The organism is Mesoterricola sp. JemC181 (assembly GCF_055384585.1).
The window spans coordinates 3,015,606-3,031,993 of the sequence record NZ_AP045076.1 but is presented as its reverse complement, the minus strand read 5'-3'; the positions used below and the strand labels follow the sequence as shown (position 1 = coordinate 3,031,993).

The 16,388-nt window shown below is 71.1% G+C and carries 17 protein-coding genes and 1 pseudogene; 9 read left to right on the top strand and 9 right to left on the bottom strand.

The genetic code is table 11. The annotated features are described in order from the left end of the window. Positions 1-42: 42 nt before the first annotated feature. From ACZ5MC_RS13315 to ACZ5MC_RS13300, 4 genes are read right to left on the bottom strand one after another with little or no spacing between them, the layout of a single operon-like run. Entirely contained in the window at positions 43-678 is a 636-nt protein-coding gene (locus tag ACZ5MC_RS13315) for an HAD family hydrolase (protein ID WP_464516004.1), read from the bottom strand. Between the two features lie 8 nt (positions 679-686). Next, on the bottom strand, positions 687-2,510 hold the full coding sequence (locus ACZ5MC_RS13310) for a TRAP transporter large permease (RefSeq protein WP_306600988.1): 1,824 nt from the start codon (positions 2,508-2,510) through the stop codon (positions 687-689). Next, positions 2,507-3,499 carry a TRAP transporter substrate-binding protein gene (locus ACZ5MC_RS13305; RefSeq protein ID WP_464516003.1) on the bottom strand — a complete coding sequence of 331 codons (993 nt, stop codon included), beginning with the start codon at positions 3,497-3,499 and terminating at the stop codon, positions 2,507-2,509. The genes ACZ5MC_RS13310 and ACZ5MC_RS13305 overlap by 4 nt, the downstream gene beginning before the upstream one ends. Beyond that, positions 3,496-4,416 (bottom strand): TRAP transporter TatT component family protein, encoded by a 921-nt coding sequence (locus tag ACZ5MC_RS13300; protein ID WP_464516002.1) that lies wholly within the window; start codon positions 4,414-4,416, stop codon positions 3,496-3,498. Before ACZ5MC_RS13300 ends, ACZ5MC_RS13305 begins: the two co-directional genes overlap by 4 nt. A gap of 155 nt (positions 4,417-4,571) precedes the next feature. Here ACZ5MC_RS13300 and ACZ5MC_RS13295 point away from each other — a divergent pair, with 155 nt between their 5' ends. From ACZ5MC_RS13295 to ACZ5MC_RS13285, 3 genes are read left to right on the top strand one after another with little or no spacing between them, the layout of a single operon-like run. Beyond that, the gene (locus tag ACZ5MC_RS13295; RefSeq protein WP_464516001.1) at positions 4,572-4,970 is read left to right on the top strand and encodes a GntR family transcriptional regulator; all 399 of its coding nucleotides are present in this window, start codon (positions 4,572-4,574) and stop codon (positions 4,968-4,970) included. Positions 4,971-4,999: 29 nt separating this feature from the next. Next, a complete protein-coding gene (locus ACZ5MC_RS13290) occupies positions 5,000-5,842 on the top strand; it encodes an ABC transporter ATP-binding protein (RefSeq protein ID WP_464516000.1) in 843 nt (280 codons plus the stop codon). Then, positions 5,839-7,671: a PQQ-binding-like beta-propeller repeat protein gene (locus ACZ5MC_RS13285; RefSeq protein WP_464515999.1), complete on the top strand. Its 1,833-nt coding sequence runs from the start codon at positions 5,839-5,841 to the stop codon at positions 7,669-7,671. The genes ACZ5MC_RS13290 and ACZ5MC_RS13285 overlap by 4 nt, the downstream gene beginning before the upstream one ends. Here ACZ5MC_RS13285 and ACZ5MC_RS13280 read toward each other — a convergent pair. Next, positions 7,668-8,393: an OB-fold nucleic acid binding domain-containing protein gene (locus ACZ5MC_RS13280; RefSeq protein WP_306600982.1), complete on the bottom strand. Its 726-nt coding sequence runs from the start codon at positions 8,391-8,393 to the stop codon at positions 7,668-7,670. The two genes, ACZ5MC_RS13285 and ACZ5MC_RS13280, sit on opposite strands and share 4 nt — an antisense overlap. A gap of 131 nt (positions 8,394-8,524) precedes the next feature. On the opposite strand from ACZ5MC_RS13280, the gene ACZ5MC_RS13275 reads away from it, so the two are divergent. Beyond that, the gene (locus ACZ5MC_RS13275; protein ID WP_306600981.1) at positions 8,525-8,875 is read left to right on the top strand and encodes a response regulator; all 351 of its coding nucleotides are present in this window, start codon (positions 8,525-8,527) and stop codon (positions 8,873-8,875) included. 1 nt (position 8,876) lies between these two features. Here the strand turns inward: ACZ5MC_RS13275 and ACZ5MC_RS13270 are convergent, their stop codons facing one another. Further along, positions 8,877-9,653 (bottom strand): GNAT family N-acetyltransferase, encoded by a 777-nt coding sequence (locus ACZ5MC_RS13270; RefSeq protein WP_306600980.1) that lies wholly within the window; start codon positions 9,651-9,653, stop codon positions 8,877-8,879. A gap of 144 nt (positions 9,654-9,797) precedes the next feature. Between ACZ5MC_RS13270 and ACZ5MC_RS13265 the strand changes: the two genes are divergently transcribed. Next, entirely contained in the window at positions 9,798-10,199 is a 402-nt protein-coding gene (locus ACZ5MC_RS13265) for a hypothetical protein (RefSeq protein ID WP_464515998.1), read from the top strand. Here the strand turns inward: ACZ5MC_RS13265 and ACZ5MC_RS13260 are convergent, their stop codons facing one another. Both ACZ5MC_RS13260 and ACZ5MC_RS13255 read right to left on the bottom strand, forming a co-directional pair. Continuing rightward, on the bottom strand, positions 10,200-11,327 hold the full coding sequence (locus ACZ5MC_RS13260; protein WP_464515997.1) for a glycosyltransferase: 1,128 nt from the start codon (positions 11,325-11,327) through the stop codon (positions 10,200-10,202). It lies immediately after the preceding gene. 52 nt (positions 11,328-11,379) lie between these two features. Then, positions 11,380-11,721 (bottom strand): hypothetical protein, encoded by a 342-nt coding sequence (locus ACZ5MC_RS13255; RefSeq protein WP_306600977.1) that lies wholly within the window; start codon positions 11,719-11,721, stop codon positions 11,380-11,382. A 121-nt stretch (positions 11,722-11,842) separates the two neighbouring features. On the opposite strand from ACZ5MC_RS13255, the gene ACZ5MC_RS13250 reads away from it, so the two are divergent. From ACZ5MC_RS13250 to ACZ5MC_RS13235, 4 genes and pseudogenes are all read left to right on the top strand, one after another. Beyond that, positions 11,843-12,244 (top strand): thiol-disulfide oxidoreductase DCC family protein, encoded by a 402-nt coding sequence (locus tag ACZ5MC_RS13250; RefSeq protein WP_306600976.1) that lies wholly within the window; start codon positions 11,843-11,845, stop codon positions 12,242-12,244. 51 nt (positions 12,245-12,295) lie between these two features. Further along, positions 12,296-12,997: a hypothetical protein gene (locus ACZ5MC_RS13245; RefSeq protein WP_464515996.1), complete on the top strand. Its 702-nt coding sequence runs from the start codon at positions 12,296-12,298 to the stop codon at positions 12,995-12,997. Between the two features lie 102 nt (positions 12,998-13,099). Further along, positions 13,100-14,068, top strand: coding sequence for an SRPBCC domain-containing protein (locus tag ACZ5MC_RS13240; RefSeq protein ID WP_464515995.1), 969 nt, complete (start codon positions 13,100-13,102; stop codon positions 14,066-14,068). A 341-nt stretch (positions 14,069-14,409) separates the two neighbouring features. Continuing rightward, positions 14,410-15,489, top strand: a pseudogene (locus ACZ5MC_RS13235) (IS110 family RNA-guided transposase); the annotation flags it as partial. A 562-nt stretch (positions 15,490-16,051) separates the two neighbouring features. On the opposite strand, the gene ACZ5MC_RS13230 reads toward ACZ5MC_RS13235, so the two are convergent. After that, entirely contained in the window at positions 16,052-16,357 is a 306-nt protein-coding gene (locus ACZ5MC_RS13230) for a carboxymuconolactone decarboxylase family protein (RefSeq protein ID WP_306600972.1), read from the bottom strand. Between the last annotated feature and the right edge of the window lie 31 nt (positions 16,358-16,388).

The window sequence follows — 16,388 nt, the reverse complement described above, 5'->3', positions numbered from 1 at the left end:
AGAGAGGTTCCCCTCCATCTTAGTCGCGTTCGGGCCCGCGCATCAGGACGCCAGGTGCGACGCCAGCTCCTGGAGGTTCTCCACGGCCAGGTCCCAGGCCTCGCCGCCGGGGGTGCCGAAGCCGTACCGGCACAGGCACCGCTTGACCCCTGCGCGCCTCCCGGCCTCCAGGTCGGTGTGGTGGTCCCCCGCGATCCAGGAGCCCTCCGCCCCGCTCCCGCAGCGCTCCAGGGCCAGGAGCAGGGGCCTCGGGTCGGGCTTGAGGTCCGGGCAGTCGCCCCCCGCGACCACCGCGCCGAACAGGCCGAGGACCCCCAGGCCCTCCAGGATGGGCAGCGTGAACTCCCGGGGCTTGTTGGTGACCACGGCCAGGCGGAACCCCCCGGCACGCACGGCCTCGAGGGCGGCCTGGACCCCGGGGTAGAGCCGGGTGGCATCCAGGAGGTGCCGTCCGTAGTGGCCCCGGTTCAGCTCCAGGGCCTCCTCCAGGCGCCCGGGGCATTCGGGGAGGGACCGGGTCAGCAGCTTCCGGACCCCGTCCCCAACGAAGCCGGCCACCTGGGCCGGTTCCAGGGGCGGCAGGCCCAGGTCCACGCGGGTGAGGTTGACCCCGGTGGCCAGATCGGCCCTGGAGTCCACCAGGGTCCCGTCGAGATCGAAGAGTACGGCGCGCGGCATTCCCCACTCTACCCTTTGCCGGCCCATCGCGGGAGGGTCAGGGAGAGTTCCGGCGCGTAGGTGACGAGCAGGAGGCCGATGCCGAGGATGAGGAGGAAGGGCAGGACGGTGCGGTAGAGGCGGGGCAGGGGGATCCCGAAGCGGCTGGAGGAAAGGAAGAGGTTGAGGCCCACCGGGGGCAGGAGGAAGCCCACCTCGAGGTTGGCGAGGAAGAGGATGCCCAGGTGCACGGGGTGGATGCCGTACAGCGCGCCCATGGGCGCGATGATGGGGGCCAGCACGATGATGGCGGAGTAGATCTCCAGCACGCTTCCCAGCACCAGGAGAAGGACGTTCAGCGCCAGGAGGAAGACGAAGCGGGAATGCACGTGGGCGCGGGTCCAGGCCAGGAGCGCGTCCGGCACCTGGGCGTCCACCAGGTAGCTGGTGAGCCCCATGGCCACGCTCAGGAGGATCAGCACGGCGCCCATGAGGGCCGAGGCCTTGAGCAGCACCCGGGGCAGGTCCCGGGCGGGGTGGAGGTCCCTCGTGATGAAGCACTCCGCGACGATGGTGTACGCCAGGGCCCCCGCGGCGGTCTCCAGCATCGTGGCGCGGCCGCTGGCGAAGAGGCCGATGATCACCAGGGGCAGGAGCAGCTCCCACTTGGCCTTCCAGGTGGCGGCCAGGGCCTCGCTCCAGGTGAAGGCGGAGCGCGGGCCCTCGACCTTCCTCCCCACCCAGATGCCATAGCCCGCGGTGAGCGCGATGAGCAGGAGCCCGGGCACCAGCCCGGCCAGGTACAGCCGGTCCGCGGGCACCACCGTGTCCCGGCTGCTGGCGACGACGCTGTAGAGGATCACCGGGAGGCTCGGGGGCAGCAGCAGGCCGAGCGCGCCCGAGGCCGTCACGAGGCCCAGCGAGAAGCCTTCGGAGTAGCCGTCCTTCCGGAGCATCGGGTACACCAGTCCGCCGAGCGCGATGATGGTCACGCCGGAGCCGCCGGTGAAGGTGGTGAACAGGGCGCACACCATGGCCACCATCACCGCCATGCCCCCCGGCAGGAAGCCCAGCCAGGCCCGGAAGAACCGCACCAGCCGTTCCGAGGCGCCGCTCTCGGCCAGCACGTAGCCCGCCCCGGCCAGCAGCGGGATCGCCGGGAGGGTGGGGGAGGCCACGAGCCGGTAGATCTCGGCCGAGACCGCCGCCACGGGCGTGCCCTGCGCGAAGAAGAGGCAGATGGCCACGCCGCCCAGGGCCACGAAGACCGGCGTCCCCACCAGGAGCGAGGCCAGGATGGCCGCCGCCGCGATCCAGGCCTTCGAGGCCGCCTGGGGGGGCAGGAGGCCCGCGGCGAAGGCGAGGGGAACGGCCGCCAGGGCCGCGGCGCGGCCCCGCCAGGTGCCGTGGGCCCGGTAGGCGAAGGTCAGCGCCATGGCCGCAAGGGCCAGGGGCATGATGGCCTCCGGGGCCCACTCGGGGATGCCGATGGAGAGCATCCGCGGGTCGAGACGGTTGGCCAGCACCACCTGGGCCGACGCGTAGGCCAGCAGGGCGGCCACGGCCGCGGAGACGGCCCCGGCGGCCCAGTGCGCCGCCCGGCCCAGGCGGCCCTGCCCCAGCCACTGGGAGGTGGAGAGGGTGAGGTGCTCGCCCTGGCCGGTGGCGGCCAGGGCCCCCACGAAGGTGAGCCAGAGGGTCAGGACCTGCACCAGGTCCGCGGCCCCCGGCACGTGGAAGCCGCCCAGGCTCCGCCCCGCGGTGTCCACCAGGGGCAGGAGGCACAGCGCCAGGAAGCTGGCCACCAGGACGATGCCTTCGCCGGCGAGGAGCAGCTTCTTGAGGATCCTCATCGGTGGGCGCGCCGATAGGCGTCCCGGTCCTTCAGGGCCTCGTCGTAGGCCTGGGCCGGCACGAACTCGCCGCGAACCTTCCCGGCGGCGCCCGCCACCATCTTCCGCCACAGCTCCCGGCCGTGGGCGTCCACCGGAACGATCTTCACCCCTGCGCCCCGCAGGGCCTGCAGGTCCCGTTCCTCGGTGGCGCGCATGTCGGCCCTCAGGCGGTTCCCGGCGTCCTGGGCGGCCTTGAGCAGGGCGGGGCGGACGTCCGCGGGGACGCGGTCCCACGCCGCCTTCGTGACCACGGTCCCGGCCATGATGATGGCCCACTTCAGGTCGGTCATGTGGGGCGCCTGCTCGTAGTACCGGGTGACCAGGACCACCTGGGGCGAGGTCAGGAAGGCATCCAGGAGCCCGGTCTGCAGGCCCGTCGCCAGTTCCGTGGCCGGGGCGGGGATGGCGTTGAACCCGCCGGTCTTCCAGATCTCCAGGGTCTTCGTGTCGCCGGCCCACTGGAACAGCTTCTGGTGGCGCAGGTCGTCGGGCGTGGCCACGGGCTTGCGCGAGAAGATGCGGACCCAGCCGCCGTCGGCCCAGTTCAGGGGGACGAAGCCCCGGGCCGCGATGCCGGCCTCCAGGCCGGGGCGCATGGCCTCCAGGGTGGCGTACACCTCCTCGGACGTTTCGAAGGCCAGGGGGATGCTCAGGGCGAACACGGACCGGTCGATCTCCGCCAGGCCCTGGGAGGTGAGCACGGCTCCCTGGAGCGAGCCCAGGCGCATCTTGCGCACCACGTCGGGCTCGTCGCCCTGGCGGCCCCCGGGGTAGAACACGACCTTGACCCGGCCGCCCGAGACCTTGGCCCAGGTGTCGCCCATGTCCTTGACGATGCGGAACCATGAGGAGTTCTCCGGAAGGAGGGTGGCCATCTTGAGGGTCACCTGGGCGCCCAGGGGCAGCAGGGACGCGAGCAGGAGGGACGCGATGCGGATGGGTTTCATGGCTGCTTTTCCTCTGGATCGTTGAAGAGTTCGCCGGTCCTGCCCAGCAGCCACCGGGCCCGTCGCTGGGCGACCAGGATGGCGGTGCGGCGGGCGGGATCCCGGTCGGGGTCCACGCGGAGGGCGTCGCCCAGGAGGGCGGTGAATCCGGGGCGGTCCTGGGCTTCCAGGGCGACGGCCTCCGCGAAGGTGACGTAGACCGAGGCCCGCAGGCCCCGGGAGAGGCGCACCGCCTCCTGGAAGTGGGCGCGGGCCTTGGCCGCGGAACCCCCGGCCTGGGCGTGGCCGGCCTCCCAGGCCACGAGGAATTCGTGGACGGCGCCGCCCTCCCAGGCGGGGTCCAGGGCCAGGGCGCGGCGGGCCAGCTTCTCCATGAGGGTCTGGTCCACGGAGAGGCTGGAGTCGGAGACGTCCAGGGCGAAGGCCGCGGCCCAGGCCGCCGCCGTGTAGTAGAGCAGGGGCACCTGCTTGCGGCCGGCCCGGGCCAGGGCGGCGTCCGGGGCCGTCCGCAGCTGGTCCCCGAACCCGGGCAGGGCGGCCTCCAGGCCCCGCAGGCCGTAGCCCCGGGCGCGCAGGTAGAGCTTTTTCGCCCGGGCCCGCAGTTCGGCGGCCCGCTCCGGATCCTTGGCCTCGGCATAGTCCGCCTCGTCCTGGAGGAAGGCGTGGGCGTACTGGGTGAAGCCTGAGCAGGCCGAGAGCAGGAGGCCCTGGTGGGCCGGGCTCTCCTGGAGAAGTCCCTCGACGGTCTTGAGGGCGAAGGGGGTGGCGTCCCGGACCAGCTCCGGATCGTCGTCCGAGGCATAGACTCCCGAGCTCCCGGCAACGGCGTTCCCGATGCGGTCCACGGCCACGCGCCTGATGGAACACCCCATGAGGAGGGCCAGGCAGAGGGGAAAAAACGCTTCAATGAGCCTCATGGGGATCACCTGCCCGACAGCATGACTGCTCCTGGCGCCGGTGCCAAGGGCAGGTCCAGGGGGGCCTGCACCCTCCTGGAAAATAGGAGGTTGACAGCCGATGCCGGGGGATTACTGTATTACTACAGTAACACACTTGGATCGAGAGGCCGACCATGAGAGGAATCCTGCAGGTGGACCCCGCCTCGGCGGTGCCCATCTGGAAACAGATCGAGGAGGGCGTCCACAGGCTCGTGGCCGCGGGCGCGCTGGGGCCGGGGGCGCCGGTGCCGTCGGTGCGGGAACTGGCCCGGGACCTCCAGGTGAACCCCGCCACGGTGGCCAAGGCCTACCAGCGGCTGGTGGAGGCGGGCCTCCTGGCCATGCGCAGGGGCGAAGGCACCTTCGTCCAGGGCGATCCCGCCTCGATGGGGCAGGAGCGCAGGCTCCTGCTGTCCGAAGGGGCCTCGAAGTACGCCGGCCTCGCGCGGAGCCTCGGCTTCCCGCACGCGGAGGCCGCGGCCGCCCTGGACGGGGCCTGGACGGAACTGGAACGCAAGGGGGAGGTCCGATGACCGCGGTTGTGCGATGTGAAGCCTTGACCATGGCCTACGGCCGCACCGTTGCCCTGGCGGGCCTGTACCTGGCCGTGGAGCCGGGCACCGTGTATGCGCTCCTCGGCCGCAACGGCGCCGGGAAGTCCACCTTCGTGAAGGCCCTCCTGGGCCTCGACCGGCCCCGCTCCGGGCGGGCCGAGCTTTTCGGCGCCGATGCCTGGCTCGGCCGGGCCCGCGCCATGGAGCGCACCGGCGTGGTTCCCGAGACGCCCCAGGTGCCGCCGCGCATGACCGCGGCCCAGGCCTCGGCCTTCTGCGGGGGCCTCGCCCCATCCTGGGACGCTGCCGGCGTGGCGGCGAGGCTCGAGCGGTTCGGGGTGGATCCCGGCCAGCCCTTCGGGCGCCTCTCCCGGGGCCAGCAGACCCAGGTCGCCCTTGCCCTGGCTCTGGGCGGCAGGCCGGACCTGCTGGTCCTGGACGACCCGACCCTGGGCCTGGATCCCGTGGCCCGCCGGGACCTCTACCGGGAGGTCCTGGATGACCTGGGGGAGCGGGGCGCCACCGTGTTCGTCACCACCCACGACCTGTCCGGCATCGAGGGCATCGCGGACCGGGTGGGCATCCTCCACCGGGGACGCCTGCTCCTGGACGAACCCATGGAGGACCTCAAGGCCCGCCACCGCCGCATCCGGTGCGGGCCGCAGGACGCCCCGGACCTGGGGCCCCTGGTGCCGGCGGACCTCGCCCAGGGCGCCTTCGGCCTGGAGGCCACCGTCTCGCGGTTCAGCGAAGCCGCCCTGGCGGCCGCGGGCCTTCCGCCCGACGCCGCCGCGGGCGCCTCCCTCGAAGAGATCTTCCTCGCAACCGTCGCCGGAGAGGTGAACGCATGAAGGCGCTCGTCATCGCGAAAAGGGAACTGGCCGAACAGAAGCTGGTGTGGGCCGCGGCGGGCTACGTGGCCCTGGCGGGGATCGTGGTGCCCTGGCTCAAGCCCATGGGCGACATCCGGGGGATCCTGGGGGTGGGGCTCAACCTGGGGTTCGTCGCAGCCATGTCGGCGGTGCTGGGCGCCTCCATGATTCCCGGAGACCTGCAGGGCGGGAGGATGGGCTTCTACTTCGCCCGCCCCGTATCGGCCGGCACGGTGCTCCTGGGACGGTTCCTGGGCGCGTGGCTCCTGGTGGTGGGCGGCGGGCTCCTGGTGGCGCTGCCCCAGGCCGCGCTGGTCCCCCGCAACGCCGCAGGCCTGGGCGCGGTTGCGGCCTTTTCCTCCGTGGGCTCGGTCTACATCCTGCTCGCCGCCCACGTGCTGGGCACGGTGTTCAGGTCCCGGAGCGCCTGGCTCCTGCTGGACGTCGCCGTGCTGGGGTCCTTCGGCGCGTCCATGACCTGGATGACCGGGCGCATCGCCGAGGGCGGCGCCTTCCGGGCGCTGCCCTGGTTCCTGGGCGCGGCCACGCTTCTGGTGCTGCCGGTCCTGGCCGTGTCGGTCCACCTGCAGCTGTCCCGGGGAGGCGCCGACCTGCGCCGCGGCCACAAGGTCCTCTCGGTGTCCCTGGCCCTGGGCCTCGGGGCGATCGCTCTTGCCGGGGCGGGCTTTTGCGCCTGGGTCCGATCCGGGGGTCCCTCCACCCTTTCCACGTTCTGCGTCGTGGACATCGCCCCCACCGGCGGCTGGATCACGGTCCTGGGCGAGGGCCGTTTCCACAGGCAGGCGTTCCTCCTCGACACCGCCACCGCCGCCACCGTCGGCGGGGAGCCGGGAGGCCTCTTCTCACCCGACGGCCGCCGCTACGTGGCCTGCGACCTGAGCAGGTCCCAGGTGGTGGACATCGACCTGGGCCGGACTCCACCCAGGGTCCAGCCCCCCTGGGACCTCTCCATTCCGGGGCCCCAGGGATGGAGCCATGTCCGTGCCCTTTCGTCCGAGGGGCGCCTGGCGGTGATCATCACCCCGGATTGCCTCACGGTGGCCGATGTCCAGGCCCGCAAGGTGCTCCACCAGTCCAGGGGGAAGCGCGAGTTCCTGGGATCCCGCTTCGCCTTCCTTTCCGGGACGCTGCTCAGGGAATTCGGCCGCGCCAAGGACGGCTCCGCGCCCATCCGGGAGCTGGACCTGGCCACCGGCGTCTGGACGGAAACCGGCAGGATGCACGGGACCGGCCAGCCCATCCCCGACGCGACGGCCAGCCGGGTCATGGTCTCGGCCGCCGACGGCATCCTCGTCTGTGACGGCCGCACGGGAGAGGAGCTCTGGCGGATCCCGAGCGGGAAGGGCCGGCAGATCCGGCCGCGCTTTTGCGGGGACGGCTCCGTCGCCGTCCTGGAGGAAGGTCCGGATGGGCTGGCGCTGCGGGTGCTGGACGGTTCCGGCCGGGAACGCTGGAACCGGCCCCTGGACGGTTCGAAGGGGATGACCGCAGCGCTGCTGCCGGAACCCGGGACGGGCCGGGTGCTCGTGGCGCTCGCGGAACCCGGCGCCTCCCCCGGGGGCATGGCTGGCCGCAAGGGCCGCGTGGTCGCCGCCGACCTGGACAAGGGCGCCCTGGAAACGGTCTCCGGGGACGGCTCCCTGGCGCTGGGCCTGTTCACCCGGAATGCGGAAAGCCCGCTGGCCAGCCGCCTGCGCGTGGGCGCCGGCGGCGGGCTCCACCTCGCCGGGCCCGGGGGATCCTCCCGTACCTTGATCCCCGGGGCCCGGTGGGGGTGGAGCAACTAGCGGACGATCTTCGCGTCCTCGATGATCACGGGGTAGGTGTAGCCCGAGCCGAAGTCCTTGCCGATGCGCACGACGCCCTTGACGGTCACGACCTCGCCCACCCGGGACCCGTCCTGGGTGGTCACGGCGATGTCGTTGTCCTTGGCGGCGTCGGAGCCGCTGCCGTCCCGCAGGTGGAGCCAGTTGCGGCCCATGATGGCCTCGTTGTACTTCACGACCTTCCCCTTGACGGTCACGGTCTTCTCCTTGAGCCCGGCCTTCTGGGCCCACACTTCGGCGACGGTGCGGGCGTCGGCGCCGGCGGCCTTGGCCACCTTCTCGTCGGGGCCGGCGGGGGCGGCGGGGGCCTTGGGCGGCATCCCCATGCCCATGCCCACGGGGGCGGCGCTTTCGGCGCCGGCCAGGGTGCCCATGAAGACCCGCTCGAAGGTGCGGTGGAGGGAGGGGGACTCGAACTTGTCCATGGTGATGGAGATGTTCACGGTGACCGGCGCGCCCACCTTGACGTCGGCGGCGGGCACGGCGGCCCACACCTCGCCCTGGGCGGCCTTCAGGCGGAGGTAGGTGTATGGCGGGGCGGGGACGGTCTCGAGCACGGTGCCCTGGAGGACGCCCTTGGCCGCGGGAACGGAGGCGGTGGGCGCCCCGGGCTTCGATTTCGAGCAGCCGAGGCCGGCCAGCACGAGGGCGCCGGACGTGAGCAGGGTGGGAATGATTCGCATTTTCGGGACTCCTGGGGGTTTCGGCCGCTTCGCCAGGCTCCAGGATACCGCATGCCCCGCAAAGGCGGTTTCCGGGCGCCGTAACGGGGGTATCCTGGGGCTGATCCCTTTCCCGCTGCCAGAGGTGTTGCGTGAACATTCTTCTCGTGGACGACGATGACCTCATCCTTGCCTCGGTGCCCAGCCTGCTGGGGATCCTCGGCCACCACGTGGAGTCGGTGGACCGCGGCGCCAAGGCCCTGGCCCTGCTGGAAGCCTCGCCCGAACCCGATCTGGTGATCATGGACGTGACCATGCCCGACATGGGCGGAGTGGAGACGCTGAAGCGCCTGCGCGTGCTCAAGCCCAACCTCCCGGTGCTCCTGGCCACCGGCAACGTGGATGCCGCCGTGGAGGAGGCCCTGCGGGGCGACCCCCACACCCGGGTCATCCCCAAGCCGTTCACCCTCGGGCAGATCCGGACGGTCCTGGCGGAAACCTAGCCTACTCGCACGGGGACGGGCTCCGTGCCATCTCCAGCTTCGGGTAGCCCGCGCGAAAGCCGCAGGCCTCGTAGGAGCCCTGGCTCGGCGTGCCGGGAAGGGTGGACGCGCAGGCCAGGTCGCAGCCGGCCTTGCGGGCCCGGTCCAGGCGCGCGGCGATCAGCGCCTTCTGGATCCCGCGCCCCCGGAACCGCGGGAGGACGGCATCCCCGCTGAGCATGGCCACGCCCCCGGCGAGGCCGAGCATCCCGCCTCCGGCGGGCTCCCCCTCCACGAAGGCCAGGAAGCCCCAGGCGTCCTCCACGTCGAGCGTCGTCCGGAAGGGAGGCTCCAGGTCCCGCCAGTCGTCGGTGTCGGAAAATCCCGCACCGACCAGGCGGCTGTAGAGGTCCGCCTCCCCGGGCTCCGCGACCCGGATGCCCTCCGGGGAGACCGGGGCGTCCGCGAGGGACCGCACCCAGAGCTGCTGGAACTGCGCCACCCGGTAGCCCCGGGACGCCAGAAGGATCCAGAGGGCGGGGTCCGCGGCGGGACTCAGCTCGAGGACGACCGGGTGGCCGCCCTGGCCGAGGAACGCCTCCGCGGCCACCAGGTCCGCTTCCGAAACCGGATCCACCAGCCCCAGGGCCTGATTGAGGGGATGCCCCTCGCCCCGCCAGTGGGCGAAACCGCCTCCCAGGGGACGGCTGGCGCCCCCGGCGGCCCGGGTGAAGCGGTCGTTCTGCAGGGCCTGGGCGCGCTCCAGGCGGCGGGCGGGGGCAGGGGATCGGCTGTTCATGGGGTCTCCAGGCCGGGGTCTCGCGCAAGCTTACCAGGGCGCCGGGCGGCTGCCCGCGGCCATCCGGCCGGGACCGGGGCCCGTTGGGCGGAGAGGCGCAACCTCGGGGCCGCCCGGGCCATCTTCTGCCGCAGGAGGCACTCCGTGAAACAAACCCTCATCCTTCTCGCCGGCCTGCTGCTGGGCCTGGCGCTCTTCGCCCAGGAGCCCGGGGGGCCGCCCCCTTCCGGCGAAGGGCGCCCGCCCGCGATGCCGTACGATGCCGCCCGGGAAGTCACGCTCCAGGGCACCGTCACCGCGGTGCAGCTGGAGACGCGCGGACCCGGCGCGTTCGTGACCCTCACCTTCCAGTCGGGCTCCACCACCTGGGAGGTCCTGGCCGGTCCCGAATGCGCGCTGAAGCGGGCTGGCCTGGTCCTGGCGCGGGGCGACGCCCTCACCCTCGTGGGCGTGGGCCAGGGCTCGCAGTTCCTGGCCCGGACCCTCGCCCGAGGCGAGGTCGCGGTGACGCTCCTGGACGCGCAGGGGCGCCCCTCCAGGCCCTGATCAAAGGCGGACCTCCCGCCCCCGCCAGTGGTTGACCCCCCTGACGCGGTCGCCCAGGGCCCACAGGATGCCGCAGGCCATGAGGAAGCCGTTCACGGGCCAGAAGGCCCAGGCCCAGTCCGGTCCGCGTCCGGTGAGGCGCCTGTGCACCACGGCCATGGCCGCGGGCACGCCCGCCCAGAGTGCGGCCCCCGCTCCGGGATGCCCGGCCAGGGCGAGGAGGACGGGCGCGAGGGAGGCGCCCAGGACCCCGGCCAGGCCCAGGGGCACCAGGGGCACCAGGACCGGGAAGGCCAGGGCGTTCTTCCGCATGGCCCGCACCAGGTCGCCCAGCCCGTGGTACATGCGCAGGTGGAGCCCCGGGCCGCCGAGGGCCACCCGGTTCGTGAAGCCCGCGAGCTTGACGCGCCTGGCCAGCATCATGTCGTCGATGGCCTCCATGGGCGCTCCCGCGTGGCCGTCCACGGCGTCGTAGGCGACCCGGCGCACCAGGGTGAACGCGCCGATCCCGCAGTGGGCCCAGGCGCCCGGCACCGGGACCCTCCGGAAGGGGATCGCCACCAGGAAGCCCAGGAAGGCCCAGGGCAGGAACACGCGCTCGGCGAAGCTCTCCGTGTCCACGGCGGGCACCAGGGCCAGGAGGTCGGCGGGGTGCTCATCCAGGAACGCGAAGGCCCGGCCCAGGAGGTCCGGGGGGGCCTGCACGTCGGCATCGGCGAACAGCAGCCACTCGGCCTCCAGGGCCTCGGGCTGCTGGGAGGCGAGGTGCAGGGCGTGGTTCTTCCCCAGCCACCCCGCGGGCAGGTGGTCGTTGCGCAGCGCCCGCAGCCGGCCCGCGTGGCGCGCGCCGCGGTCCGCGAGGATCCCGGGCGTGCCGTCCGTGGAGCCGTCGTCCACCACGAGGATCCGGAGCCCCGGGAGGTCCTGGGCCAGCCAGGAATCCAGGGCCTTGCCCAGGTCCTTCCCTTCGTTCCGGGCCGGAATGCACAGGGCGACCCGCGGCGCCGCACCGCGCGCCGGGACCCCTTCAAGAGCGGGCAGGTCCCGCATGCGCGCCAGGGCCGTCAGGAGTCCGAGGCCCCAGGGGCCTGCGAGAAGGGCGAGGAGGGGCCAGCCTGCGAAATCCATGATGGCAGTTTGTCCGCGCCGCTCGATCCGGCGAATGGAAAAGCGGCGGAAATCAGTGCCCGCAGCCGCAGCCTTCGTCCCCGCCGCAGCAGGAGCCCGCGGCCTCCTCCTCGCCTGCGCATCCGCATTCGCCGCCGCAGCAGCCGCCTTCGGGCTCGGCGCCGCCGGTGAGGTAGCCCTCGGCCATCTCCACCAGGTTGCGGTGGGGGGCCATCTTCACCTGGAGGGCGATGTTCACGGCCTGGATGCGGTCCTCCCTGGGAATGCCCAGCTTGTGGAGGCGGAAGTTGTGGCGCTGAAACGCTTCCTCGTTGTTGGCGGCCATGGCGGCGCCCAGGGCGATGAGCTCGGCGACGGCTTCCGTGACGAGGGTGGCTTCGGTTTCGGGTCTCAAGGGGCCTCCTGGGCTGTCCGGCCGGGGGGCGGCCTCCCCTTGATCTTGAAGGAAGGAACGGCCCCTGGCTACCACCCGCGGGGAAAATGCGGAGGCGGTCACACCGGGTTACACTGCTCCCATGGCCACCCCGCGGGAAGCCCCGGACCTCCTGTTCTACGACGGCGGCTGCGGACTGTGCCACGGTCTGGTGCGCTTCCTGGCGCGGCGGAGCGGCACCTGCCGCTTCGCGCCCCTGGGGGGCGCCACCTTCCGGGAGCGCTTTCCGGAGGCGGACCCGCCCGCGAGCGTGGTGGTGGTCCACGGGGACCGGGTGCTGCTGCGGTCCGAGGCCGTGCTGCACCTGCTGCTCGGCCTGGGTGGAGGCTGGACCCTCCTGGCCCGGCTGGGCGGACGTGTGCCCAGGGGGCTTCGGGACGGGGCCTACGATGTCGTGGCCCGGGCGCGCAACAGGCTCTTCAGCCGGCCGGAATCCGCCTGTCCCCGGGTCCCTCCTTCCATCCAGGCACGATTCCTGCCTTGAACCGGCGGCCCAGCGGGTTTTCTGGCACTATGGAAGGCGATACGAGATTCCATGCTTTTCCCCATGCTCCTTGCCATGCTCCTGTCCCGGCCGCCCCAGGCGGCTGACGGCCCCACCCTGGACACGGCCGCCGTGCTCCAGCAGTTCCCCCTGAACAAGGGCGCCTCCTGGACCTACGCGGGGGAGGCCGAGTGGACGATCCCGAACACCCACAAGGTGCGCGCCGGCCGGGTGCGCAACGTGATGGAGGTGCTGCAGTTCATCCCCGGCGAAGGGGGCTTCGCCGCGGTGGTGCGGGGCTTTCCCATGGACCTGGCCTGGTACGAACCCGGGAAGGGCAATTCCATCTCCGTTATCATCTGCAGGAAGGGGCGGCTCTACCAGGAGTCCTCCCGCAGCCTGAAGGGCGCCACGGTCAAGGCCCGCCAGCTCCTGGCCGACCGCGCCTACCCGCCGCCGGGCGCGGAACCCTTCCTGGATCTGCCCCTGCGGGCCGGCAAGACCTGGGCCAAGGCCCCGGGCAGGGACGACAACATGTACGCCTGGGTGGTGGAGGGCAGCGAACCCAGGCCGTTCTCGGCTCCCGGGGTGGCCCGGGGAGCGGCCTTCCCCGCTTTCACGGCCTCCTTCAGCACGAATCCGGACCAGCGGACCCTGGAATTCGCGCCGGGAATCGGCATCACCGGCTTCGCGTACGAACACCACGGGGCGGTCGCCCGCACCCGGGTTCGCTTGGTTGCGCACAGGCCCTGAGCTCCGTTGACTTGCCCGTCCGGGTGGTCTAACCTCGGTCTGCCCCGGCCCACGATCGAGCCTGAGTCGCAACCGCAACGCCGCGGATTGAAAGGAGCCCCCATGGCCGAACGTCCCCGTCCCCTCGTGGAAACCCTGGACCGGGAGATGGCCGTCTCCCGCCTGATCGAAGCGCCCCGGGACCTGGTGTACGCGGCCTGGACCGATCCCGCCCAGGCGGGCCTGTGGTGGGGGCCCAACGGCTTCACCACCACCATCCGCGAGATGAACGTGCGCCCGGGGGGCCTCTGGCTCTTCACGATGCACGGCCCCGACGGCAGGGACTACCCCAACCGCATCTGCTACCGGGAGCTGGACCCGCCCCGGCGCATCGCCTACGACCACGGCGCCGGCGTGGCCGGCGAACCCGGCCAGTTCCAGGCCGTGGCCGCGTTCGAGGAGGTGGGCGCGGGCACGCGGGTCACCCTTCGCGCGGTGTTTCCCACCGCGGAGGAGCGGGACCTGGCGGTGCGGGAGTTCAACGCCGTCGAGGGGGGGAACCAGACCCTGGCGCGGCTGGAGGCCCACGTGGCGCTGCGCATGGAGCCCGACCCCTTCGTCATCACCCGCGTGTTCGACGCCCCCCGGGACCTGATCTTCAAGGCCTGGGCCGAGGAGGAGCGCCTCGCCCATTGGTGGGGCCCCCGGGGTTTCGCCCTGGAGGTGGCCTACCTGGACTTCCGCGACGGCGGCGGCTTCCACTACGGGATGAAGGCGCCCGAAGGCTTCAGCATGTGGGGCCGGATCCAGTACCGGGAGATCGTCCCCCCGTCCCGCATCGTCACGGTGCTTCACTTCTCCGACGAGCAGGGCGGAATCACCCGCCACCCCATGAGCGCCACCTGGCCGCTGCGGACCCTGAACGTCCTCACCCTGGCCGAGCAGGGCGGAAAGACCCTCCTCACCCTGGAATCGGTCCCCTTCCAGGCGACGGAGAAGGAGCGCGCGACCTTCCGCGAAGGCCACGCCTCCATGGTCAACGGCTACACCGGCACGTTCGACATGCTGGACCAGTACCTTTCGAGAATCTAGACATCATGTATTGGCCTCCCATCCGATGAGGGGCTCGGTGACATAGGCATCCGGGGGCTCTGCCCCCGTGCCCCCGGGATTTTTCGCATGCCGCCCAAAAAATAGGCAAAGGGCCGGAGGTTCTCCGGCCCGCCCATTTTCCGGGCCCGGGACGGCGCTCAGGTCGCATCCCTGCGGAGCCTTATCCTCCGCCCGGCTGCCCCAAGGGTGGTACCCGGATGGAGCTTCGGCAAGGCCTCCGGTTTTCCCGAAAAGGGCCTGCCCTATCTCAAGCAACGCGGATTAAGCTCGGTGCGCCAAACAACCCACCGGCTCAGAGCCGTTATTGAGGAGGGCAGGCCATGGCAGTCTATAGCAAATTCGTCGGGATGGATGTCCATAAGGAGACGATCGCCGTCTCCGTGGCGGAAGCCTCTGGAGGCGAGGTCCGCTACGTGGGGGAGTTCCGGAACAACCCCGAAGCAGTCACGAAGCTGATTCGGCAGCTTCGCAAGGGAGAAGCGTCGCTGTTGTGCTGTTACGAGGCAGGGCCCTGTGGCTATGTCCTTCATCGCCAACTCCTGGGAATGGGGGTAGCCAACCAGGTGGTGGCGCCGTCCCTGATTCCCAAAAAACCTGGAGATCGGGTCAAGACGGATCGACGGGATAGTCAGACCCTGGCCCGGCTGCTCAGGGCCGGCGAGCTGACGGCGGTCTGGGTCCCAGATGAAACCCAGGAGGCCCTGAGGGATCTGACCCGAGGCCGGGAGGACCTGAAGCACCTGGAACGCCAGGCCAAACAGCGCCTGCAGGCCTTTCTCCTGCGCCACGGCAGAATCTACGAGCATGAGAAGAAGTGGAGCCGAATGCACTTCCGGTGGCTGGAAGACGTGAAATTCGACCAGCCGGTCCAGCAGGTCGTGTTCCAGGACTATCTGGATACGCTCCAGATGCTGAGCCGGAGGGTGGAGGCATTAGAGGAGCAACTTGAAGCCGCCGGCACTGCTTCTGGATTCGCGGCGGTGATCGAAGGGCTGATGGCCCTGCGCGGGATCAGCCGGATCGCGGCGACAACCACCATGGCGGAGATTGGCGACCTGCATCGGTTCAGGACCGCCCCTCAGTTGATGGCGTTTCTGGGCCTGGTCCCAAGTGAACACTCAAGTGGAGCCAAGCACTCCCGCGGCGGCATCACCAAGACCGGGAATGGGCACGTCCGCCGAGTCCTGGTGGAGGCGGCCTGGACCTATCACCATCCCGCCCGGAAGACAGCACACCTCCAGCAGAAGGCGAAGCGGGCCCCGGAAAGAATCCAGGAAATCGCCTGGAAGGCCCAGGTGCGGCTCTGCGGCCGCTATCGCCTCCTGGAGAGCAAGGGCAAGCTCAAGGTCAAAGTCTGCACAGCCATTGCCAGGGAACTGGCGGGCTTCATCTGGGCCATCGGTCAGGCCTTCCCCGGTCCCGATCCCGCGTCACCGGGGGCGAATACAGAGTCGCAGTGCATCGGCAGCAGAACGGGCAACGGTGGGAGAACCCTCGGTGCTCCTATGTAGGCGTCCAGCGATGGAATGACCCTCAACTCTAGAGCAAGGAAGCTCCCCGACGAATCGGTTGTCATGCCGGTAACCAACCCGCGAATATCAGACTGATCAACCGGCGGAATGCCGTCCGTTCTGCTCCCCATGCACTGTCAAACTAAAGAGGTCTGGCACCCTTGACAGGCCAATACATATCAGGAGCCTGTCTACGTAATAGGAGGCCCCGCGACGGCGCCCGGAAGCGTGATTATCGAGCGCAAGGCCCGCAGGAGGATTAGGTCAATCCTTCAAGGGACTTGCAAACGATAAGCGCGCTTCTGGGCGCCGCCCTTCGGGTGATGGCAGCGGGGCCAGCAACTCTGCGTCAGGCTCGTCAACCGCAGTCCCGCTGCGGCTTTCCTCGCCTTCCTTGATTTGCTAGCCCCGGTGCCATCATCGCGGGGCCTCCTATTACGTAGACAGGCTCCTAGCGCGATTCCCGGAACCGCTCCATGGCCTCCATCATGCGGGGAAAGCCCGCGGTGGGGGCGATGAGGAGGATGGCGTGCTCGATCTCCTCCTCCGTGCAGCCCGCGGCCTGGGCCTTGGCCATGTGGGTGAGCTGGGCCTTGGCGAGGCCCTGGGAGGCGGAGACGGCGAGCTTGATGAGCCAGCGCGTCTTCTCGTCCAGGGGTCCCCCCCGCTCGTGCACGGCCTTGCCGTACCGCTCGTAAGCTTCGTAGATCTCCGGGTGCTTGGCGATCATGGCGTCCAGGTTCTCGCGGATCTTCATGGCGGCCTCCAGCGACAAGGTACGACCGTTC